Origin of the sequence: Thermoleptolyngbya sp. PKUAC-SCTB121, from assembly GCF_016919485.1 — a bacterium.
GTDB lineage: Bacteria > Cyanobacteriota > Cyanobacteriia > Elainellales > Elainellaceae > Thermoleptolyngbya > Thermoleptolyngbya sichuanensis.
Genome location: NZ_CP070366.1, coordinates 2,853,283 through 2,876,128, shown reverse-complemented (window position 1 = coordinate 2,876,128; position 22,846 = coordinate 2,853,283). Strand labels below are relative to the sequence as shown.

Annotated in this window: 13 protein-coding genes; 8 read left to right on the top strand and 5 right to left on the bottom strand. The window is 58.7% G+C overall.

Translation table 11 applies throughout. From position 1 onward, the window contains the following. Positions 1-323 precede the first annotated feature (323 nt). A complete protein-coding gene (locus JTM80_RS11800; RefSeq protein ID WP_205369474.1) occupies positions 324-1,682 on the top strand; it encodes an aminopeptidase P family protein in 1,359 nt (452 codons plus the stop codon). A gap of 24 nt (positions 1,683-1,706) precedes the next feature. On the opposite strand, the gene JTM80_RS11795 is transcribed toward JTM80_RS11800, so the two are convergent. Next, positions 1,707-6,584 (bottom strand): translocation/assembly module TamB domain-containing protein, encoded by a 4,878-nt coding sequence (locus JTM80_RS11795; protein WP_205369473.1) that lies wholly within the window; start codon positions 6,582-6,584, stop codon positions 1,707-1,709. Positions 6,585-6,917: 333 nt separating this feature from the next. Between JTM80_RS11795 and JTM80_RS11790 the strand changes: the two genes are divergently transcribed. Then, positions 6,918-7,034: a photosystem II reaction center protein I gene (locus JTM80_RS11790; protein WP_068509295.1), complete on the top strand. Its 117-nt coding sequence runs from the start codon at positions 6,918-6,920 to the stop codon at positions 7,032-7,034. A 179-nt stretch (positions 7,035-7,213) separates the two neighbouring features. Here JTM80_RS11790 and JTM80_RS11785 read toward each other — a convergent pair whose 3' ends face one another. Then, a complete protein-coding gene (locus tag JTM80_RS11785; protein WP_172357905.1) occupies positions 7,214-7,360 on the bottom strand; it encodes a hypothetical protein in 147 nt (48 codons plus the stop codon). A 134-nt stretch (positions 7,361-7,494) separates the two neighbouring features. Here JTM80_RS11785 and JTM80_RS11780 point away from each other — a divergent pair, with 134 nt between their 5' ends. The 4 genes from JTM80_RS11780 to JTM80_RS11765 all read left to right on the top strand — a co-directional run bounded on the left by JTM80_RS11780 (position 7,495) and on the right by JTM80_RS11765 (position 14,973). Next, a complete protein-coding gene (locus tag JTM80_RS11780) occupies positions 7,495-10,446 on the top strand; it encodes a DUF3769 domain-containing protein (protein WP_205369464.1) in 2,952 nt (983 codons plus the stop codon). A 428-nt stretch (positions 10,447-10,874) separates the two neighbouring features. Then, positions 10,875-12,656: a pyruvate kinase gene (gene pyk / locus JTM80_RS11775; RefSeq protein WP_172357909.1), complete on the top strand. Its 1,782-nt coding sequence runs from the start codon at positions 10,875-10,877 to the stop codon at positions 12,654-12,656. Positions 12,657-12,722: 66 nt separating this feature from the next. Then, positions 12,723-14,099, top strand: coding sequence for an HlyD family type I secretion periplasmic adaptor subunit (locus JTM80_RS11770; protein ID WP_172357911.1), 1,377 nt, complete (start codon positions 12,723-12,725; stop codon positions 14,097-14,099). 169 nt (positions 14,100-14,268) lie between these two features. Beyond that, entirely contained in the window at positions 14,269-14,973 is a 705-nt protein-coding gene (locus JTM80_RS11765) for an N-acetylmannosamine-6-phosphate 2-epimerase (RefSeq protein WP_172359029.1), read from the top strand. A 51-nt stretch (positions 14,974-15,024) separates the two neighbouring features. On the opposite strand, the gene JTM80_RS11760 is transcribed toward JTM80_RS11765, so the two are convergent. The 3 genes from JTM80_RS11760 to JTM80_RS11750 form a co-directional block, all read right to left on the bottom strand. Further along, positions 15,025-16,212: a hybrid sensor histidine kinase/response regulator gene (locus JTM80_RS11760; RefSeq protein ID WP_225906615.1), complete on the bottom strand. Its 1,188-nt coding sequence runs from the start codon at positions 16,210-16,212 to the stop codon at positions 15,025-15,027. Positions 16,213-16,327: 115 nt separating this feature from the next. After that, positions 16,328-16,765, bottom strand: a complete 438-nt coding sequence (locus tag JTM80_RS11755) for a response regulator (protein WP_068509283.1) — start codon at positions 16,763-16,765, stop codon at positions 16,328-16,330. 1,046 nt (positions 16,766-17,811) lie between these two features. Beyond that, the gene (locus JTM80_RS11750) at positions 17,812-19,989 is read right to left on the bottom strand and encodes an ATP-binding protein (RefSeq protein WP_205369463.1); all 2,178 of its coding nucleotides are present in this window, start codon (positions 19,987-19,989) and stop codon (positions 17,812-17,814) included. A gap of 862 nt (positions 19,990-20,851) precedes the next feature. Between JTM80_RS11750 and JTM80_RS11745 the strand changes: the two genes are divergently transcribed. Then, positions 20,852-21,592: a response regulator transcription factor gene (locus JTM80_RS11745; protein WP_216655284.1), complete on the top strand. Its 741-nt coding sequence runs from the start codon at positions 20,852-20,854 to the stop codon at positions 21,590-21,592. Positions 21,593-21,851: 259 nt separating this feature from the next. Beyond that, complete coding sequence (locus JTM80_RS11740) at positions 21,852-22,709, top strand: dienelactone hydrolase family protein (RefSeq protein ID WP_205369462.1); 858 nt, start codon at positions 21,852-21,854, stop codon at positions 22,707-22,709. Positions 22,710-22,846: the final 137 nt, after the last annotated feature.

The following is a 22,846-nucleotide window of genomic DNA, read 5'->3' as shown; positions in this document are numbered from 1 at the left end:
TCTTGCGGGCTAGCAGCATTTCGGGACACGTTTCAGGATTGATTTCAGGACGCATTCAGGGCGCATTCGGGACGCATTCAGGACGCATTTAGGTCATACTCAGGACATACTTAGGACACATTCAGGACACATTCAGAACAACTAAATCTTTGCAACAGCGAGAGTTCTGCCCTGCGGAGTTCTCGCTGTCTTACTTTTGGGTCGGCTTTGTGCCTTTCGGGCCGACTTTGTGCAGAACTTTTGGGTGGGGCGATCGCCCGACCGGGGGCAAAAAATGCTTGAATCAGGGTGTATTTTAGGTGTATTTTATCTGTCTCTGAATCATGCAAGCCGAATTCCTGCAAGCTGAGTCCGCGTCTGGTTCTCCATCCCTTGCGGCAGCGCTGCGCCAGCGGCGACAGAGGCTTGCGACCCTGATTTCTGTTCCCGTGGTGCTGTGGTCGGGGCAGAGTCCCTCGCGCAATTTTCCGGCGAATTCCTACCCGTTTCGCGCCAGCAGCCATTTTCTGTACTTCGCGGGGTTGAACTTACCCAAGGCGGCGATCGCCCTCCAGGGTTCCCACCTGACGCTGTTCTGGGACGAGCCAACCCCCGCCGAGGTGCTGTGGCACGGGCCTGGCCCGACGCGATCGCAGCTTGCGGAACAGATCGGCGCGGATGACGCACGGCCCCTGGCCGACCTGGAGCGGTATTGTGCAGGCGCGGCGACGATTGCAGTGCAGGATAGCACCACGCGGCAACAGCAAGAGAAGCTCTTGGGGCGATCGCTCGTTGCCCCCAAGTTGGCACAGGAGCCGGATCGGGCCCTGGTGGGGGCGATCGCCCAGGTGCGGCTCTGTCACGATGACCTGGCGCTGGCAGAAATGCGGCGGGCGGCCCAGGTGACGCGGCGGGCCCACGCGGCAGGCAGGGCCGCAACCGCAACGGCCACCACCGAAGCCGAGGTGCGGGCGGCCATGGAGCAGGTGATCCTGGCGGCGGATATGACCCCTGCCTACAGCAGCATCGTCACCGTACATGGGGAGGTGCTGCACAACTGCCACTATGGACATAGGCTGGAGCCAGGGGATTTGCTGCTGGCCGATGTGGGAGCCGAAACGCCCCTGGGCTGGGCAGCGGACATGACGCGCACCTGGCCGGTGTCGGGGCAGTTTTCGCCCACCCAGTGCGATATTTACGACATTGTGCAAGCGGCCCATGACCGCTGCATCGAGGCGATCGCCCCTGGGGTGGAATACCGCGAGATTCACCTGCTGGCGGCGCGAGTGCTGGCTGAAGGACTGGTGAGCCTGGGCATTTTGTGCGGTGCGCCAGAGGAACTGGTCGAGCAAGATGCCCACGCGCTGTTTTTCCCGCATGGCGTGGGGCATCTCTTGGGGCTGGATGTCCACGATATGGAAGACTTGGGCGACCTCGCGGGTTATGAGCCGGGGCGGACGAGGAGCGATCGCTTCGGGCTATGCTATCTGCGGCTCGATCGTCCCCTGCGGCCGGGCATGGTGGTGACGGTGGAACCCGGCTTTTACCAAATTCCGGCCCTGCTGCAAGACCCAGAAAAGCGCGATCGCTATTCCGCCCTGGTGAATTGGGATCGTCTGGCAGGGTTTGCTGATGTGCGCGGCATTCGCATTGAGGATGACGTTTTGGTCACTGCTACAGGAGTTGAGGTGCTGACGGAGTGACGAAGGGTTCCTAGCCCAACGCTGCTAAAACCGCGTCTCAAATTCCAGAATCGCCCCGGTTCCGCCATCGGTGTCGATGTAGCTGCGGATTAGGAACTGGTCGTTGATGCGATAGCGCAGGTTGAACTGCACAGGCGCATCGGCCGTCAGGATCGCCAGCACAGAGCCGGAGAGGTCAGTGCCAAACAGGTCAATCCCCGCTTCGGCGGCGAGTTCGAGGGTGGTGCTGGAGGCGTTTTCGGAGGGCAGCAGCGTGGGGAACAGCCGGAAATCCGACAGTCCCAGCACTTCGCTGATGACACCCTGGATGCCAGGGAGCAGGGCGGAACCTGCTAGGTTGGCGATCGCCAGCGTACTGTCGCCCTGCCCAAAGGTATTGATAAAGCCGCCGCCAATCAGCGCAATAATTTCGCTGTCGCTGCGGGCGGGGCTGCTGGTTAGCGCAAACGTGTCTGACCCGGTGAGGAATCCATCCAGCATTTCGCTGGCATAGCCGTCTACTGTGGCGATGACCCGCACATTACTGAGGCTGCCCAAGTCTGTCACCAGGGTTTCGTTAATCTCGGCGGCTCCGCTAGAGGTCGTGATCGGTGTGCGGGTCACCTCTGGTACTGAGGCCACAAGCTGCACTTGCAGGTAAGGATCGAGTCCCCGCTGCGGCGTAAATTCGGCGGTGTTGTTGTAGCCCCGCACCAAGTTGAATTGCGTGGTGAATAGGTTGACGATGCCCCGACGAACTTGCAGTTCTCCCTCTGGACGGGGGGCCCGGACGGTGCCGTTGACCCGCAGTTCGCCCGCCACCAGAAAGTCCAGCAGCGGGTCGAGTGTAATTCGCAACCCGCGCCCCAGGCTCAATCGCAGGTTATCAAACCGGGGCGGAATGGTGATGTCATTAGGGTCAATGGGATCGTCTTCGGGCGGTGGCGCGTCGCCGCTGAGCAACTGGACGCGACCGTTGGTGAGCGCAATGTCGCCCCCAATTACCGGCGCAAGGGCGGTTCCGGTAACTTGCACTGCGCCATCGACCCCACCGCTATACAGACCCTTCAGATTCAGCACGACCTGATTAAGGCTGACTGTCAGTGGCTGGTTGACGGTTGTTTCGCTTTGTGGAAAATCATTGGGGTCAAAAATCGGCAAGATGCCCTCTGCAACCACTTCTCCCTGGCGGAACTGGCCGCGAATGCCTTCCACATCCACAAAGCTGGTGTTGAACTGGGCGCGGCCGGTGATGTTGGTCAGGGGTTCTGGCAGGGCGGGTGCGGTCATCGAGGCTCCGTTAAACTCGGCCGCGCCCGTCACCAGCGGCGCACTCAGCGTGCCCGTAATGTCCAAGTTGATATCCGCCTCGCCGCCGGCCCAGGCCACCTGGTTGGTAAACAGGCTGAGCAGTTCCAAGCCTTCGTTTTTGACGGAGAGGTTGATGGCGATCGCCTCGCTGTCGGGCGATACGTCCATGAAATCGAAGGCGTAGGGAATATCGGCCCGCAGGCGCAGGGGTTCTGTTTCGTTGACGCTCATTTGCCCGATGATCCGCGCTCGCGCATCGTCGTAGCTGAAGAGCGCCCTGGCATCTCGAACGGACTGCTGCTGAATCTTGGCATCGAACAAGCTCACTTCGCCGCGCACCTCTGGATCGCCAAGGCTGCCCTGCAAAAAGGCGTTACCATTCACCCGACCCGTGATGCTAATAGGCAACCGCACGATGTCCTGAAGGGGTGTGATATCCACCGACTGCGCCTGAAGCTGGCCCGAAATCTCGTCTGCGCCAAACTGCCCGTTAAAACTGAGGAAGGCTTCGTCCGACCCCAGCCGCAGCGGTAACAGTTCCAGAACCCCATCCTGGAGCGTACCCTGGGCGATCACCTGCTGCGCGTTAAACTCGCCCCATTGCCAGTTTTCTCCCGCCAGGTTGAAGTCTGCGGTCACGCCCGACCGCACTGAACCAGACAGGTTCAGTGTGGCTTCAAAGTTGCCTTGCAGTTCTGCCAGCCGAGGCAGAGGATTGGCGGCTTCGTCCTGCTGTTTTTGTAGATCCAGCAGCGCCAGGATCTCGGAATAGCGCTGGAGTTGCTGGTAAATGGGGCGATCGCCCGTTTGTATGGGCACGGTGGCCAGGTCGGTGGACTGGGCCGTGGGCGGCTGCCGGAAGCCTCGCGCCACGTCGTCGAAGTCATACCAGCGCAGGGTATTCAGCACGTCCTGAATGCGGGCGTTGTCGGTTTCCAGGGTCGCCTCGAACTGCGGGTCGTCGCCCAGCGTTGCGCTGCCGTTCACTGCGACCGTGCTGTAGGGCTGATCCAGGGGCGGCCGCTCGGTGGGCAATGCCAGTGCCAGCAGCCCGTCCTCTAGCTCGATCCGGTCGTTGCGGTAGGTGATGCGCCCGCTGAACTGGTCGGCAAATAGGTAGCCAATGGCAGGGCGGACGATGGTGAGATTGCCTTCGGTGGCGTAGGTGTCGAGGTTTACGTCAGCGCTGGCGGTGATCGTGCCCGTGACCGGGCCCAGCCCCAAGTCGGCTGCCGGGGTGAGGGCAAACCAGTCTAGGGGCAGGTTTTCTAATGTGGTGACCAGCGTGCGATTGCGCCTCGTTCCTGCTGCCCGCGCCCCGTCATGCACCAGCAGAAACGAGCGCGGCAGATAGTTGCCATCCAGATCGAGCGAAATCTGGTCGCGGCGGCCCGTCAGGTCAGCCCGCACGCCCTGACCCATTGCAAACTGCACCGGCCCGGCCAGGCGCGGATCAAACTGGCGCTGGTTAATGGCCAGCCCGTTGAGCGCCAGCAGTCCGTTCACATTCGGCGCAGCAGGCGTGCCCGACACCCGACCGGAAAAGTCCGTCCGCCCAGCCACACGCACCTGGGGCGGCAAGGTGACAGGCAGTCGATTCAGGTCAAAGTCCTGCACCTCCAGCGCCAGGTCAAAGCTAGAGATTTCCGGCGTGTTGCCTGTGGTCTGTGCAAAGACTGTGCCATTGGCACGGAAGCCCGGAGCCGCCGCCCGATTCAGCACAAGGCGATCGCCCAGCCAGCGAAAATCTGCCGTCAGTGGCCCCGTTAGCAGCGACACGCCCTGCGACAGCCGCACATCGCCCTCTGCCCGAATGCCCGCCAGCGTCGGATCGGCCAGCGTGCCTGCCAGCCGCACCGTGCCATCCAGCGTGCCCGTCAGCTCCGGCGAAAACGGCCGCAGCCCCACCCCCTGGCTCCGCACCACGGCCTGCCAGCGATCGCCCACCAGGTCGCCCTCCGCACTCACGCGCCCGCCCGCGACCTCCAGCGTCGTGTTTTGCAGCCGCAGATTCTCGCCCGCAATCAGCAGTTCCCCCCGTGCTGGGTAGGTCGCCTCCGCCGCCTGCCATTGAATCGCCGTGCGGAGTGCATTAGACGGCCCCTCTACCTGCGCGGTTGCATTAACCCGTCCTAGCACGATTTCTGGCGGCAGCGTTGCGCCGTAGGTTCGCGCCAGGGCATCGGCGGGCAGATTTCGCGCCTGGACTCGCGCCTGCACGGTCGCCTCCTCGCCCAGCCCCAGCACGCCGCCCCCCGTCACCACGCCACCGCCCGGAAGCTGCGCCACCAGATCCGTCAAATCAACCCGCTCCTTCACCAGCGAAAAGCGGGCACTGAGGCGAGCAATGGCAACTTTGTCAATTAGCAGGGGGCGACTGCTGCGAACCATGCCCGCCACAATCGGCCCATCGGGCGGCCCCGTCACCGTCACATCGGCATCAAAGGCCCCAGCAAGGGTGATCGGGGTCGCTACGTCTGCCGTTTCTTCGATCTGGCGAAAATCCACGTTGCGGACGCGAGTGGACAGGTTGTAGCCCTCACGCAGGTCATAGGTTCCTTCTACTTCAACGGGAATCGTGCCGTAGGTAACGCGCCCGTCTTCGATGGTGATCAGCCGATTGCGAAACCGCAGTTGGGCCCCGGCCTGGGTAATGCGCTTGGGCACATCGGCGATCGCCACTGCCACATCGGCAAACCGGGCCGTCCCGTTCAGCCCCGTCACCGTGTCGTCGGCAAACCGGAGTTCCAGGTTAGAAGACAGCCGTCCGTCCTCTAGCGCCACGGGCATCGCCAGCAGCGCCCCCACATCCTGCACGGCAATGCCATCGGACTGCACCACCAAATTCAGCCGAAAATCGGGCACAGTGATCCCTTCGCCCCGCAGCCGCAGCGCCCCACCCCGGCCAGGATTTCCAGTGACATCAAAGCGAATATTTTGCCCTTCCAGCCTCACCCCGCTGGCATCGGTAGCCTCGATGGAGTCCAGGTTTACCTCGCCGTTGACCTGTTGCAGCCGCACCGATAAATCCGAATCAGGCTGCACCCCCGGCTTTTCCGCCTCGATCATCAGTTGCGCCGAGGGAGCCACGGTCACCGTACCGTCTGCGATCAATAGCTGCCGCAGCTCAACCTTCAGCGGGGGGTCGTCCTCGCTTTCGGCCAGTTCAATGGCGATCCACTTGCCGTCGTCGGTCTGGTCGAGAAAAATGTCGGGGTTTTGCAGGGTCAGCACCAGCCCCAGACGACGCTGGAGCAGATCCAGGAGGTTAAACCGGGCGCGGACTTGCTGCACCGTAGCGCGATCGCCATCGGTCTCCGTTGGCGGCAAGACTGATTCGCCAAACACAATCTCGCCCTGGCCGCGCCAGTTGAGCGCAAGGCCTTGCAGCGGGCCCACCTGAACGGGGCGGTTGATCGTCTCACTCAGCGTAGTAGACAGCAGCGGAGCTAGGTCGTTTCGCAAAAAACTTCGCACCCACAGCGTTCCGCCCACGCTGCCTGCCAGAGCGACCAGCCCCAACCCCAGGGCAACGGGTCGCCAGGCCAGGCGGAGACGACGACGGGGCGGACGAGGCGGCTGCGGCGCGGCGGGTGGCTCAGGTGAATTCACGATGACAGCAGGACGCTTTCAAAGAGTAGGTTCACTAAGACTTTAGCCCAGATGCTTCGATTGAGCCTATGGCGGCCAAAAGGATTTATTGAACGGGATTTTGCCCTGCTCAGAGAGTCCCTGAAATGGGGGCAAAGCGGGTGCCAAAGCGGATGCCAAAGCTGGCAAACGGAGGCGGGCGATTCGCGAAGCGATCCCTGCGGGAATCGCCCAACACTCCCAACTGCCTTCTGGAAAAAACCGGGTAAAAGTTGCGCTCACCCTAGGTCGAAAAAGGGGACATCGTTTCGATATGATAATGGAGCTTGTTTTTGAAACCCTGCTAGAGTATCCATGCTGACGCTTAAAGTGATTGTTTATATCGTCGTGCTGTTCTTCATCAGCCTGTTCGTGTTTGGCTTCCTGTCCAACGACCCCTCGCGCAACCCCAACCGCCGAGATCTCGAATAGTTCTCGAATATTTTTTGTCTAAACAACCCTCCGCCCCCAGCCGCGGCAGGGCACTTAATCGTGGGAAGCGTCGTCAAGCGTCGTGACTGACCCCCAGGGCTGCTCGCACTCAGGGCTGCTTGCCTGACCTGATGGTTTGACTTAGTTTTAGCTGCGTATGCCCGTCCCGGTTCCGCCCCCTAGCTTCCCGCCTCCCCCTGCTGCGATTGTCGATATTGCACCTGCTGCCCCGGTTCAGGAGCGCGATCGCCCATCCGCTGATGCACCTGCGATCGCATCTGATTCGCGTCCCCTGCCAGAGCTAGGTTCAGGGGTTCGGTGGTCACCCCGGTCAAAGTCTACAAGCGCCGGAACAGCCCCATCGACCGCTGAAGTTACGCCCAAAGAATTTACGCCCGAAGGATCTGCGCCCGAAGGATCTACGCCTGGAGGATCTACGCCCGGATCAACAGTCGAGCCGATGAGCGCATCATCGCCTGGGTCGGTTGCGGATGTGGCTTCACGATTCCGCACCCCAGGAGCCAGCGCCTCGCCGACTCGTCCCGCCCGACAATGGCTGCAAACTCGTCAGGATGGGATAGCTGGTGATTCCCACAGGGATCGCTTTGTGAATCGCCCCGCTGCTCCTGTCGCTGCTGTCGAGCCAGCCGATCCCATTCCTACGGCGCAGTCCGTTCCCACATCGAATCAGGGAAGCGATCTGGGCCGCCGTTCGGTTTCGTCGGGCGATTCCCGCAGAGATCGCTTCACGACTCGTCCCGCTCGTCTAAGTGGCCGTCTGCCTGCCACGCCGCCGCCTCTGCCTGCCGTTGCTAATGCCCAGTCCGCCGCGTCCCTGGGTGTGCCGCTGTCGGTTAACGTCGCCCCAACAGTCGCTCCAGGGGCAGACGGCACAGTGACGCTTCCTGTTGTGGAATCTGGTTCTGGTTTAGCATCCGTCCCAGAATACCTTCCCGCGCTGACACCGGGGACTCTGCTAGCCGCACCGCCTTCCGACACGACGATATTCCGCTCTGCACCGCCGCACCTGGCTGATGACTGGCGACTGTTGGGAGAACCCTGGCAGCCGATTGAATCGCCCGTTGCATCCCTACAGCCTGCGATTACGCGGTCCTCGCTGTCGTTTTGCCCCTCAACCCTGAGCGCCGAGGCGATTGGGGGAAGGGAAATGGGGCTGATGGAGGGCGATTCGCGGAGCGATCCCTGCGGGAATCGCCCCCTGTCTGTCCCTGCCGAGCGCCAGCTTCCCAGCCAGACCTGGGCTGTTTCCAGCAATCCCATTCCCTTGCTTGCAGCGCTTTCCAGCCGCAGTGACGCAAGTATCGTTGCCCAGGCTCCCTCCCCGTCGAACCAACCCCTCAATCCAGACAGCGCCCCAAACCTGCCCGCGCCCATCCCGTTTCCAGAAACCCTGGAGCAAGACCCCGATTCGGGTCGGCAAATTCTGCTGATTCCGCCCCCAGACGACGGGCCCGACCCGGCGACCCCGCCGCCAGACGGAGAGGCTCCGGTCGATGCGCCGGTTGCTTCCCCGTCGCCGCCTGCTTCTCCCAGCCCTTCTCCTAGTCCTGCTGCGACGGATTCAGCAACGCCCACCAGCCTGACTGATCTGGTGGAAATTCGGGGCGATCGCCAAGATTTTGACACCCTGCGCGAGGTCTTCTCCGCCGAAGGCAATGTAGAAATGCGTTTCCGGCGGGCAGTGCTGACGGCAGATCGGGTGCAGGTGAATTTGCAAAATCGCATTGCGGTGGCCGAGGGCAATGTGCAACTGGTGCGGGGGGCCCAGATTCTTCAGGGCGATCGCCTCGTCTACAACTTTGTGCAAAGCGAAGGCACGGTGGACGGAGCTAGGGGCGAAATCTTCTTGCCCTCCAGCGGTACGGATCTCACCCTGCTATCGCCGCTGGAAGAAGCCGCTGCGGGCGCTGAACGACCTCGCCCCACGCCTCGTCCTCCGGGTGCGCCCCCTGTTTCCAGTCCCGGCGGCATCCTGGTAGAAGTGGGGGCCAACCTGGATCAGGGGTTGGCGCTCACGGGGCAGCGCGAAGGCGAGCTCACCCGCTTTCGCTTCGAGGCCGAATCTATCGAGTTTTTTCCCGACGGCTGGGTCGCCCAAAATGTGCGCCTTACCAATGACCCCTTTTCGCCGCCCGAACTGGAACTCCGCACCCCCGAACTCACCTATACCCAGTTCAACCCGCTCCAGGCGGAGGTTCGCGCCCGCAATCCCCGGCTCGTGTTCGACCAGCGCTTCAGCCTGCCCTTTTTGCAGAACCGGGTGGTGATCGACAATCGCCGCCGCCAGCCGCCCCTGCTTCGGTTGGGCTATGACGAAGAGGTGGGCGGGCTATTTGTGCAAGCGCCGCTGACGGTGATCAACCAACCCCGCGTGCAGTTTGTGCTTGCGCCCGCAATTCTGCTTCAGCGGGCCGTTACAGACAACAACTTTAATTTCTTTGATCCCAGCAGTATTGGGCTGTTGGCGCAGTTGGATGCCACCCTCGGCCCCTCCACGTCGCTGGTGGGCACGGCGACCTTTGGCACGCTCGATTTGGGCGACTTAGAAAACAAGGTGCGGGGCAGTCTGCGGCTGCGGCAGCAGGTGGGCATTCACCAACTGACGCTGGAATATAGCTACCGCGATCGCCTGTTTAACGGCACCCTTGGGTTTCAGAACGTGCAGAGCAGCCTGGGTGCTGTTTTTTCTTCCCCCAACATTCCGCTGGGCAGTTCACGTATCAACCTCAACTATCAATTCAGCGCCCAGCTAATCAACGCCAACACCGATCGCGAGGACTTGCTCGATCCCCCCCTGGAGCGCCGCAATAGCCGCGTCACGCTGGGTCGATTTCAGGCCAGTGCGGGGCTAACGCGGGCCTTTTTACTGTGGTCTGCGCCGCCCCTGCCGCCCACTGCTGAAGGAGGACTGCGCTATTCGCCCACGCCCATTGTTCCCAACCTCGTCGCGGTCGTCGGGTTGCGCGGCACTACTGCCTATTACACTAGCGAAGATAGCCAGAGCAGCCTGACGGCCTTTGCCAGCCTCCAGGGGCAGTTTGGCCGGTTCTCCCGGAATTTTCTGGACTACACCCGCTTCAACGTCACCTACTCTAATGCGATTGTGGAGGGGGAATCTCCGTTTCGATTTGACCGGATTGCTGATCCTCAGGTTCTGTCCTTTGGGCTCCTGCAACAAATCTACGGGCCGATTCGAGCAGGCTTTCAAACGTCAATTAACCTTGACAAGCGGGAAGATTTTGATACGACCTTTTTCCTGGAATATAGTCGCCGCACGTATTCCATCATTCTGCGGGTCAACCCCGACCGAGAGGTGGGATCGCTGGGTATTCGGATTAACGACTTTAACTGGACGAATCCGCCGGAACCGTTTTCGGGGCAGCCTCAGTAGAAGGGGGAAGAGGGAAGAGGGAAGAGGGAAGAACGAAGAACGAGTTTTTGGGGGAGGCTTTAATTGCTTTGAGAGGACTCGTCTTAAGGGAAGTTTGCTTTGGGAGAACCTGTGTTTGGGCGATCGCCCCTGGGTGGCTGACCTGGCAAATTTGGGAGGCGGCTCTGAGAAATCTTGATCGGAGATGATTACATTTACCCTAAATTATGGAAGGGCCGGGCCCAAAGCAGTTTAGCTAAGAATAGGAGCGAAACGAGGGGAACAGTCGAAGGGCACTATTCCAGGGGGCGATCGCCACGCTTGACATTGCCCCTTGCACGCCGGACCTCACGCCAGATTTGGCCGCCAGCGACCAGCCCTGCCCGCTCCTCCAGCTTCCGTGCCGAGAGTTTGTGTCCTGAGTATCCCTTGAGAGAGTTCGAGAACCCATGCAACCGCATCAACACCTGCGTCGTACCAAGATTGTCGCCACGATTGGCCCTGCCACCAGCAGCCCCGAAGTTCTACGCAGCCTGATTGAAGCGGGAGCCACCACGCTGCGCCTAAACTTTTCCCACGGCACCCACGAAGACCACCAGCGCAATATCCGCACCATTCGCCAGGTGTCGTTTGAACTCAACCAGCCCGTGGGCATTTTGCAAGATTTGCAGGGCCCCAAGATTCGCCTGGGAAAATTTGAGCAGGGCCCCATCACGCTGAAAAAAGGCGATCCCTACATCCTCACCAGTCGCCCCCTCCTCGGCACTCAGGATATTAGCTCCGTGACCTACGAGCCGCTGGCAGACGAAGTGCCCGTCGGCGCGACGATTTTGCTGGACGATGGGCGAGTCGAAATGCGGGTGGAAGCAGTAGACCTCGACCAGCGCGAACTGCATTGCCGCGTGGTGGTGGGCGGCGTGCTGTCGAACAACAAGGGCGTGAATTTCCCTGGCGTGTACCTGTCGATCAAAGCGCTGACCGACAAAGACAAGACTGACCTGATGTTTGGGCTGGATCAGGGCGTGGATTGGATCGCCCTCAGCTTTGTCCGCAATCCGCAGGACATTCTGGAAATCAAAGAAATTATTTCCAGCGCCGGGAAAGACGTGCCCGTAATCGCCAAGATCGAAAAGCACGAGGCGATCGAGCAGATGGAGGCGGTGCTGTCGATTTGCGATGGCGTGATGGTGGCGCGGGGCGACCTGGGCGTAGAGTTGCCCGCCGAGGAAGTGCCGATTTTGCAGAAGCGGCTGATTGCCACGGCGAATCGTTTCGGGATTCCTGTAATCACCGCTACCCAGATGCTCGACAGCATGGTGAGCAATCCCCGTGCTACCCGCGCCGAAATTTCGGATGTGGCGAATGCGATTTTGGACGGCACGGATGCGGTTATGCTGTCCAACGAAACGGCGGTGGGCAAGTTTCCGGTAGAGGCCGTCGAGACAATGGCGCGGATTGCGGTGCAGATTGAGCAAAATCTGGCGATCGCCCGCAACGTGGACAGCAACTCTGGCGGACACTCCATTCCCAATGCCATCAGCCAGGCCGTCGGGCGCATTGCGGAACAGCTCCAGGCCGCTGCCATCATGACCCTGACAAAAACGGGAGCCACTGCCCGCAATGTGTCGAAATATCGCCCTGGCACGCCCATCCTGGCCGTCACGCCCCACGTCGATGTGGCGCGGCAGTTGCAATTGGTTTGGGGCGTGCGGCCGCTGCTGGTGCTAAACCTGCCCTCAACGGGGCAAACCTTCCAGGCCGCGCTCAACGTCGCCCAGGAAAAAAACTTTCTCAAAGAAGGCGATCTCGTCGTCATGACGGCGGGAACCCTACAGGGAGTATCCGGTTCTACTGATTTGATCAAGGTCGAAGTGGTGACTGCGGTGCTGGGGCGCGGCATCGGCATTGGGCAGGGGCTAATCAGCGGCCGCGCCCGCGTTGCCCGCAGCAGCAAAGAAGTAAGCAACTTCAACCCTGGTGAAATTCTGGTTGTGCCCAACACTGGAGCCGAATACCTGGATGCCATCCGCAAAGCCGCAGGCATCGTCACTGAGGACGACAGCCTTACAGGCCACGCCTCCGTGATCGGTCTCCGCCTGGGCATTCCCGTCATCGTCGGGGTCAAGGATGCCGCTCAGGTGATCCGCGACGGCACGTTGCTGACCCTGGATATCCAGCGTGGACTGGTTTATTCCGGTTCGCTAAATGGGCAAGCTGATCCGGGGTTGTAGGCTCCGATCCCTGCCCTACCCTCCCATCTGCCTTAGCGTCCCAACCCTCCCCCATCATCCACTCCTATGATCCAGCCCATCTCTCCGGCCCAGGCGCGACAGGCACGGCAGCAGTTTGCCACGCCAGAAGATTACCTGTCCTATGAGTTGGGAAAGGCGGTGCAAGAGTTGCCGCCGCTGTATACGCGGTTGCTGGCGGGAACGCTGTCGGCGCTGGTGTTGGGGGCGATCGCCTGGGCCCATTTCAGCAAGGTAGATGAGGTGGCAACGGCGCAGGGGGCGCTGATCCCCGCGCAGCAGATTCGCCCAATTCAGGCGCTCCAGGGCGGCAAGATTGAGAACATTCTGGTGAAGGAGGGCGATCGCGTCGAGCGGGGCGACGTGCTGCTGGAGCAATCGACCGAGGTGAGCCAGGCCGAAATTGACCGACTGCGGGAAGCCGCGACGCTGATTCGTCAGGACATTGCACGACTGGAGGCCGAGCGCACAGGGCAGGCGCAAACGGGGGTCGCCCTGCAAGATCAACTGCTGGCCGCACGGCGGCGCGAGTTTGAGGGGCGGCGGGCGGCGGCGGAGGCCGAGGCCCAGGGACAACAGGCGGCGATCGCCGAGTCTCGCGCCCGCCTAGCCCGATTGCAAGAAAACCTGAGCAGCGCCCGTGCCAGCTTGGCCAATGCCGAAGAACGAGAGCGCAGCCTGCGGCCCTTGGTAGAACCTGGCACAGGAGCCGTTCCCCGGTTTGACTATTTGGAGGCGAAGGATCGGCTAACCCAGGCGCAAGATCAAATCGCCTCACTCCAGCAAGAAATCGTGGCACAGACCCAGGCCATCCGACGAGCAGAGGAAGCCTATCGCAGCGCCCGCCAGGCCGCCGACCGCCTCAGCTCCGAACGCCAGAGCGAGATTCTGGCGCAGCTCAACCAGCGGCGCGAAGAACTAGCGACGGTTGAGGGACAACTCGCCCAGGCGACCCGCGCCCAGGAACAAGATACCGTCCGCGCCCCCGTGACGGGCACGGTTTACAACCTCCAGGTGACGCTGGCAGAAGGCACCGTGCAACCCGGCAAAGAACTGATGTCTATCCTGCCGGAGGACAGCGAACTGCTGCTAGAGGTGCAAATTCTGAACCGGGATATCGGTTTTATTGCGCCAGGGATGCGGGCCAAGGTGAAGCTGGCCACCTTCCCGTATCAGGAATTTGGCACGATTGAGGGGGAAGTGGTGCAGATTAGCCCCAATGCCACCATCGACCGGGAGCTTGGCCCGGTGTTCCCAGCGACGATTCGCCTGAGCCGGACTCAGGTGGCCGTGTATGGACAACTGGTAGACCTGACCCCAGGCATGGCGGGCGTAGCGGAAATCGTGACCCGTCAGCGGACGATTCTCACCTTCTTGATTGAGCCGATTACGCGCCGGTTTGATGAGGCGTTTCAGACGCGGTAGGGTTTACAAGCGTCGGTCGCACAAGCGGCATCCGAAGGGTCGGTCGCACAAGGCGATGGGGGTGCCAAGTGACCCTTTGCCACAAGTCGCACAAGCGGCATCCAAAGAGTCGGTCGCACGAGCGGCATCAGAAGAGGAGAAGAAGTGCAGACGTGATGGGGGGCAGGGAATGGGTGCAGGTTCGGGGATAGAGGCGCTGCGGGGCGGACTGGTGGTGTCGTGTCAGGCTCCGGCCGATTCGCCACTGCACGAGCCAAGCGTGATTGCGGCGATCGCCCTTGCGTCACAAAACCAGGGAGCCGTCGGGGTTCGCATCGACACGCCCGCCCATGTCGCCGCCGTGCGCCAGCGGGTGCAGGTTCCCATTATTGGTCTGTGGAAGCGTCAATTAGACGGCTGTGATGTGTACATCACGCCCCAGTTTCAGCACGCAGCGGCGATCGCCCAGGCAGGAGCCGACATCATCGCCATTGATGCCACGCTGCGTCCCCGTCCCGACGGAGAAACGGTGGCAAGCCTGATCCAAAAAATTCACGCCGACCTGGGCAAACCCGTAATGGCAGATGTGGATACGCTGGAAAGCGCGATCGCCGCTGCTGCCGCCGGAGCCGATCTGGTGGGCACAACGCTCTACGGCTACACGGCCGAGACGCGCCACCTAAAGCCACCGGGCTTTGACCTGCTCAGCCAACTGTGCAAAACGCTATCGATCCCCGCAATCTGTGAAGGAGGTATCGCCTCCCCCGCAATGGCTCGAACAGCCCTCGACCTCGGCGCGTTTTCGGTCGTCGTGGGCACGGCAATCACTGGCATTGATTTGCAGGTCAAAGCCTATTGTGAGGAGCTAAGGCGGGATAGCGCAGCAGAGTGCTGAGCCTTTTAGGGACGTTTCTGATTTCTGATAAGGGACGCTCCTAGCGAAGCTTCACCGTTTCTCTAGTAGCCACACGCTGAAGACGCTCCCCTGCCCCAGCGTCGAACGGACGGCGATCGCCCCACCATGCGCTTCCACAATTCGCCGCGATAGGTATAGCCCCAGCCCGCTGCCCGCCCGCTTGTGGTTGCCCTGGCGATAGCGCTCAAACAGAATACTCTGATCGTCAGGCGGAATGCCCGGCCCCGTGTCTTGCACTTCCACCAAGACCTGGCGAGGGGCATTGCCGTTGGCGGCAGAGGCTTCTGCATCGGCAACGACCCGGCTAAGACGCACGGTCACCGATCCCCTGTCGGTGAACTTAATGGCGTTGCCGAGCAGGTTTATAAACAGGCGGCGCAGTTCCAGGCGATCGCCCATCACCACCCCACCGCCCTCTGTGCCATCCACCATCTCCAAAGCAAGCTGCTTGTCCTGCGCCCAGGGCATCAGTTCCTGGCACACCTCGCGCAAAATCTCCGGCAGGTGGCACGGGTCAAACAGCATGGTCTTCTCGCCCGCATCGTGGCGATAGACTTCCAGCAGCGTGTTGACCATTTGCAGCAGGTTTTGGTTGCTGCGGATCATAATGGCGATCGCGTCGTTCATTTCTGGCGTAATCGAACCAAAGGCATCCTGCTGGAATAGCTTCAGCATTCGGTCGGCGGCCACCAGCGGTGTTCGCAAATCGTGGGTCAAGCGCGAAACAAAGTCTTCCCGCTGGCGGGCAAGCTGCTCTCGCTGACGCTTGGCTAGCTCGGCCTCCTGCTCTGCCTGATGAATTCGGAGGGCGTTGCGGAGAATACGCGCCAGCACCTCTGGCGACACTTTCGACTTGGGCAGATAGTCTGACGCGCCGGCCTTCATTAGCTCCACGGCAATTTCTTCGTCGCCCTGCCCTGTCAGCACGATCAGCGGCGTTTTGTCGCCCCGCCCTCGCACATCCTGCACGACCGCCAGCCCGTCCCGATCGGGTAGGCGATAATCCAAAAACACGCAGTCATAGGTGCGTTCCTGGAGTGCGGCGATCGCCGCTGCATAGTCCCCCGCCTCGGTCAGGATCATGTTGATGCCTGCATTTCGGAGCGATCGCCGCACGGCCATCCGGTCAATCTCGTCGTCATCCACCACCAGCAAAGACAATGGGGCATCCAGTAGACTGCTCTGCCGTAGAGCATCCGTTGCAGCATTCAAAGACATGATTCACGCGCCTCTCAATTGAGGGAGGGTCAGTTTATGAATTATGAAGATGCCAAAGAATCAGCTAGAGGCATCAGCTAGCAGAGTCCTTAGACCGTCTGTAAAGCGCCGCTGACTAGGGCAACTCGCACAGCATCCAATAGCGATTGAGCGTGGCCATTGTTTCAGCAAAATTGGTGAACGTAACAGGCTTCAAAATATAACCCGCCACATTGAGATTGTAAGCTTCAACCCGATCCTTATCCTGATTGGAAGTCGTCAACACGATGACCGGTGTTTTTCTTAATTCTGGATCAGTTCTCAACTCGTGTAAGAACTCGATCCCGCTCATTTTAGGCATATTTAGATCCAGCAAAATGAGCCGACGAGTCGGCGGCACGATGGCTGGATTGCCCCCCTCGCTTCGCAGCATTGAAAGGGCTTCGATTCCATTCGTCGCAACGTACAGCGGATTGGTGATGTTGTTTTTCTTGAACGCTCGACGGACGTTCATGACATCCACTTCGTCATCTTCTACGAGGAGAATGTTGATAACACGCTCTTGGACTTGCATAGCTCGTGACACACTAAACTAACTTTCAGAACTCTCTAGATCTTTCTATTCAAAAGTCTTTTAACAGAAGTGAAATAACAGAAGTGAAACTCATTGCAAAACCGCAAATCTACAAATACAATTTCGTAAAATAATCTGAAAGTGGACTAACCCCTTTTGGGTTTTTAGAAAAGCCTCTTTTTATAAAAAACTTCTAACTTGAACCCATCTCGCTACTCTGATCAGGCTTTGACAGACCAAAGATTTCGACAGGTTTTGACATAGTAAAGCCTGGATACCCAGCCCCTTCTAGCCTATCGCCCTCTCCATCGCCCTCTAAGAACCTGAAGAACGTTGAAGCTTTGAGAACTTTGAGAACTTTGACTAAACCTTTTTGACTAAACCTTACTGAACTAGTAGTTTAATGCCTGACCCACCTCCCCAAAGCCTGAGAAATCCGTTAATTTCCTAAACTTTTGACGAATTTAGCCAGTATAAGAAGGGATTTGAATTAGCAGCACTCTATCTCTAACCTGTAGGCAAGTCAGGCTAGTGAGGAGCGATCGCCATTCATGCGCGACTCGGAATAAACTCGATATCGCATCGCCCTCTCATCATTAAGCACTCCATCATTCAGCAACCCGCCATATCAGCTCTCCGTCACGCTATTAGCGGGCATTTCCGAACTCTGCTGAAAACTGCTGCACATCCGGGGGCAATGCGACTGCTGCGGAGGGCACAGCGATCAAGAGCAGCACAGTCTTACCTCAGAAGGTTTGCGCTTTTGGAAAACCAGTGCAACCTAGGGGTAGAGCCGCACCAGCCACCAGCAGCAAGCCTTTACTACCATAGCTAAATTTTATATAAGCGATGATATCTCTGCCGTCATCCTAGAGTTAGAGTTTTTTGTTTATGAAGGGACAGTCTCCAGATGCACCTGCAATTGCCCCGGATTCCTAAAGGTGTCATGACTTTCGGGCAAGACAGCACCAAGCCAAATGCTGCGTAAATTTAGTCGGGGCGAGATATGCAGCACTTCTAAGCGTTGCTAAAACGCCTCTTAACAGTTATTTATTCCAGGTAAAGTAGAAGGTTGTGCCTGCGCCCTCTTCCGAATCTAGGTGAATTGTGCCTCCTTCTGTTTCCACAATGCGCTTTACGATGGAAAGCCCCACGCCTGTACTTTCCTTCACATCGCGGGCCTGGAGCGTTTGAAAAATCATGAAAATCTTGCGGTGATATTCCGGCGCGATGCCTGGACCGTCGTCTGCTACGGAAAACTCGTAGCGATCGCCCAAATCTTTGACCCCGATTCGCACTTGCCCATCCGGCCGGTCGTGATGCTTGACCGCGTTGCTGATCAGGTTGGCAAAGACCTGTCGCAGGGGCAGCCGCTTGGTAATCAAGGTCGGCAGGTCGGGCGGGATCGTAATGGTAAACGTGTCGGGCGGGTCGATGGAATCAATGACCTCATCGAGTAGCACCGACAGGGACACCCGCTCCACCGGAGACTCCACACGCCCAACGCGGGAATATTCCAGTAGCCCGTTGATCAGCGCTTCCATACGATGCACGCGCCCCCGTAGGAGGTGAAGCTGCTGCTGGTTTTCCGGGGGCAGTTGTCCCGATAGGTCTTCTTCGATCCATTCAGACAGGTTGGCGATCGCCCGTAGGGGAGCCTTCAGGTCGTGGGACGCAACATAGGCAAACTGTTCCAACTCGCGGTTGCGATCCTCTAGCATTTCATTCGTCTCAGCCAAATCCCGCGTCAAGCGATCCAGTTCATCCGCCCGCGCTTTGAGCTTGGCCTCCGTTTCCAAAAACTGAGTAATGTCGCGAATAATCGCAATCCGCCGATCTTCAAACTGAATCTCGCTCAGGGAAATCTCCAGCGGAAACTGGGAACCATCTCGTCGTTGCCCGATGACTTGGTGCGGTTGTCCGGGCTGAATCCGCGCAAGCGCATGATTTCCCATCCCATCAGACCCGGCAACCCCAACCCCTATAGCCTCAGACCTTGCAGCCTCAGACTCCGCAGCCTCAGACCCCGAAACCTCAGATTCCGTAACGTCGGACTCACCAGCCTCAGAACTGGAGAACTCAGGATCAATCACCACGAAACCCGCAGACGTAGAATCCAGGGTTTCTAAATCGACTGCCTCTTCAGAATTTGCGGCTTCCGATTCAGAATTTGCAGCTTCTGAACTGTCCGCCTCGGAAGTTGCAGCTTTCGGAGGATCCGCCGCCAAACTGGTACTCTCCGAACTGGTAGCCTCCGAACTGGTCGTCTGAGAGATTGCAGCTTCTGAACGGGTCGCCTCAGAGATCAGCGACTCCTGTGGGGCTAGCAGCACGTCCAGCGGCCGCCCTTCGACCTCGTGCGCCTGATAGCCAAACAGTTGCTCTGCTGCGGTATTGAAAATCTCGATTTCGTCGTGTTCATCCAGCGTCACCACACCATCTACCACGTTGCCCACGATCGCCTGAAGCAGCAATCGGCTCTCTTTCAGCAGTTGCTCTCGGCTTTGCAGTTCACGGTCGAGCTGACGAAACAGGTATACCGCTGCCGTGGATGCCATCAGGCTCAATCCGGCCGTTAGCCCAATGATGCTAGAAGTTGTATTTAGTAATCGAGAACGCTCAATGGTGTAGGCATTGAGCCGAAGCTGTTCTTGCCTTTGCAACTGGGATACAAATTCCCGCGCCTGATCAACCGTTGCCTTGCCTTCATCTAACAAGCCGACGAATGAAGGGGCCGTAATGGGAACGTTGGGCTGGGTCGTTAGTGTGTTGACTGTATCATCTAGTAGCCCCATGCTCCGGTCTACTAGCTGTTCCATTTGAGCCACGTCCGCATTGCGGCGATCGCGCTCTGCCTCAGAAACCCCGTATTGGTAGCTCGCCTCCAACCGAGCCAAGCTGTCATCTAAGCTAGCTTTAGCTCGTTTGTAAGGAGCGAGATAGCTGGTATCGCGCGTAATGCCGTAACCTCGAACTCCGGTTTCTGCATTGAGCAAGTCAATCAGCACATTATCTGTAGCGGTAATCACGTCTCGTGTGGCCTCGATCTGCCGTCGAATGCCGCCCAGCATATTCATCGACCAAATCCAAGACCCAAGGGCGATCGCCAGACAGGTTGCTGGAATCGCGGCGATCGCGGCTCCTCGATAGGCAACTGGCAACCTCGACCAATTGATAAAAACTTGCCGATTGAGTTCTGAAACCTGCTCCTTACCGCGCCTCATGCTGTCCCTCTTAGGTTCATAGCTGCTGAGGCTGAGACGGGTTCTCAGAGAGTCCAGCGGCTATCAATTCCCTTCCTCAGCTTGCAACTATTCTTAATCTTGGCAGTTTAATGGATTCCCTACGCTATGCCTTGGGGGGTATCTTTTTCATCCTGTGCAAATTTAGTCTCTCTCTGCTGACGGATGACGAGAGTGAAAGTTGCAAACCATAATGCTCTCTATCTTGCAGGTTGGAGCGAAAAATCCAGACTTGGCATTCAAGCTAAAAATCTAGGTCATAAGTCAAGCGCCGAGGTTGCCTACAGCATTCTTTCCGAGTCGATTGGCTTCTCTGAGATGGCTGGTCTAAGAGCTAATTTATGAAGCAAATCTTAAGAAGCCTGAAACTCTTGGCATGTGTGGCTTTGAGGTCATGTTTGCCCAGGAAAAGCGGTTTCTCGGAAATCCTTGATTAACAAGGCTTTCAGGCTCCTTTACAAATTAGCTCTAAGCAAACTTTTCTAGCGGGTCTAGATATTTGTTTAGGTAGAGGCTGCATGATGCTTCAGATAGATTTCTCACACTAGTTTCAACCAAGTCCTTCAACCAAATCTCTAAGAGGATGTTTGAAAAGTTCCACAGTTTGTCCCACTGTTTTTAGAAAAGCGTGCAAGATCCCCCTAAATCCCCCTTGAAAAGGGGGACTTTAAGGCGGGTTCCCCCCTTTTTAGGGGGGGCTAGGGGGGATCTCTGAGTGCTTAATATTACAGGCGATACCTTTTCAAACACCCTCTAAACGCATACAGCGTTTAATCATCCAGTAATCATCTAGTAATCATCAAAAATTGTGGCACTGAAAACTATGGCCCCAGAGCAGGACGGTATGCAAACAGACGTAATGCAAACAGGTGAAATTAGCGTAACGCTAATCGAAGACCACGACCTTACCCGCGTAGGCTTGCGGGCGGCACTCCAGCGGCAAGCGGGAATTCGAGTGTTGGGCGAAGCGGCGAATGCGTCCAGTGGACTGCAAATGCTGCAAGAGGTTCGACCAGACGTGGCGATTGTCGATATTGGGCTGCCGGATATGGACGGGATTGAACTAACCCGCAAGTTTCGGGAGCAGCAGAGTGGGCTGGAAGACGGGCGCAAGACGAAGGTGCTGATTCTCACCATGCACGACAGCGAGGAGTCGGTGCTGGCGGCATTTGCGGCAGGGGCCGATTCCTACTGCATGAAGGACATCAGCATCGACAAGCTGGCAGAAGCGCTGCACGCGACCCACGGCGGCAATTCCTGGATCGACCCAACCATTGCGGGCATTGTGCTGCGCCAGATGCGACAAGCCGTTCCCGACGGCATGGGCATAGAAACCAAGACGGTGACGATTAGCGCCGTGAAGCCTGAAGTGGAGCAATTGCTGGAAAATTCTCCACTCACCGAGCGGGAACTGGAAATTCTGGAGCTGATTGTGGCGGGCTACAGCAACGCGGCGATCGCCGAGCAGTTGTTCATCACGGTGGGCACGGTCAAAACCCACGTCCGCAATATTCTCAACAAGCTCTGTGCCGATGACCGCACCCAGGCGGCGGTGCTGGCGCTGCGCTCTGGGCTAATTAGCTAGGGCGTGTTTTAAAGCCCTTTGATCCCCCCTAGCCCCCCTTAACAAGGGGGGAACCGAGCCGAGCCACTCCAGAAGTCCCCCTTTTTAAGGGGGATTTAAGGGGGTTCGACTCAGGGCAATCAACGACCTAGAAAGTTTTAAAACAATGCCTAGGCGAGTTTTGTCTGTCTGTTTTGTGTGTCTGGAGAGGGATTCGGGCGATCGCCCCCAAGGCGGTACAATCCACTCAGACACAGTTTACAAAACTTAATCCAAGCCTATGTCCCCCAATGCCTCCAACTCTCGTCTGCCGCTGGGCATTCGTCGTCGCGACCTGCTGCTGGGCACTTTGGCGGCAGGCTTCGCGGTGGCTGTGCGTCCCATCTCGGCTGAAACCATTACCACCAGCGACGCGGGCCTGACGGCGGGGTTCGTTTCGATTCCCGTGGGCGATCGCGATATTCCCGCCTACCGAGCCATGCCCAGCACGGGCACGGGCTTTCCTGTTGTGCTGGTGGTGCAAGAGATTTTTGGCATCCATGCCTACATTCAGGACGTATGCCGTCGGCTGGCGCAATTGGGCTATTTGGCGATCGCCCCCAATCTGTTCGAGCGCCAGGGCGACGTGACGCAGCTTCCCAATATCGACGCGATCCGGCCCATCGTGGCCCAGGTGCCCGATGCTCAGGTAATGTCTGACCTGGATGCGACCGCAGCCTGGACAGCCACCGCTGGCGGCGATCTAACCCGACTGGGCATCACGGGCTTTTGCTGGGGCGGGCGCATCACCTGGCTCTATGCCGCTCACAATCCCCAACTCAAGGCAGGCGTTGCCTGGTATGGTCGTTTGGTGGGCACGCCGACCGAGCTACAGCCGCAATTCCCGGTGGATGTGGCAGCAGACATCAAGGCTCCTGTATTGGGGCTGTATGGCGCAAAGGACGACGGCATTCCGCTGGACAGCGTGGAACAAATGAAGTCTGCACTCAAGGCCGCCAACGCGCCCAGCGAAATTATTGTTTATCCCGAAGCGCCCCACGGCTTCCATGCCGACTATCGCCCCACCTATCGCCCCGAAGCGGCGGCCGATGGCTGGCGGCGGATGCAGGACTGGTTCAGGCAGCATGGAGTCATCTAGAAACGCGGCTCAGGATTGCTAAAGCGATTGGTTTGACGATTAGATAAGGATAGGATGGAAGTTTCTGTCTTATCCCTGTCTTTTTGATTGCTGGATTAACAACTGTGGATGATTCCACTCTGAATGGACGCGGTGGC

What these genes read in the sequence shown, in the direction of transcription:
- JTM80_RS11800 (WP_205369474.1), top strand. Translation starts at nt 324, where the DNA reads ATGCAAGCCGAATTCCTGCAAGCTGAGTCCGCGTCTGGTTCTCCATCC.
- JTM80_RS11790 (WP_068509295.1), top strand. Translation starts at nt 6,918, where the DNA reads ATGCTGACGCTTAAAGTGATTGTTTATATCGTCGTGCTGTTCTTCATC.
- JTM80_RS11780 (WP_205369464.1), top strand. Translation starts at nt 7,495, where the DNA reads ATGAGCGCATCATCGCCTGGGTCGGTTGCGGATGTGGCTTCACGATTC.
- pyk (WP_172357909.1), top strand. Translation starts at nt 10,875, where the DNA reads ATGCAACCGCATCAACACCTGCGTCGTACCAAGATTGTCGCCACGATT.
- JTM80_RS11770 (WP_172357911.1), top strand. Translation starts at nt 12,723, where the DNA reads ATGATCCAGCCCATCTCTCCGGCCCAGGCGCGACAGGCACGGCAGCAG.
- JTM80_RS11765 (WP_172359029.1), top strand. Translation starts at nt 14,269, where the DNA reads ATGGGTGCAGGTTCGGGGATAGAGGCGCTGCGGGGCGGACTGGTGGTG.
- JTM80_RS11760 (WP_225906615.1), bottom strand. Translation starts at nt 16,212, where the DNA reads ATGTCTTTGAATGCTGCAACGGATGCTCTACGGCAGAGCAGTCTACTG.
- JTM80_RS11755 (WP_068509283.1), bottom strand. Translation starts at nt 16,765, where the DNA reads ATGCAAGTCCAAGAGCGTGTTATCAACATTCTCCTCGTAGAAGATGAC.
- JTM80_RS11750 (WP_205369463.1), bottom strand. Translation starts at nt 19,989, where the DNA reads ATGAGGCGCGGTAAGGAGCAGGTTTCAGAACTCAATCGGCAAGTTTTT.
- JTM80_RS11745 (WP_216655284.1), top strand. Translation starts at nt 20,852, where the DNA reads ATGCAAACAGACGTAATGCAAACAGGTGAAATTAGCGTAACGCTAATC.
- JTM80_RS11740 (WP_205369462.1), top strand. Translation starts at nt 21,852, where the DNA reads ATGTCCCCCAATGCCTCCAACTCTCGTCTGCCGCTGGGCATTCGTCGT.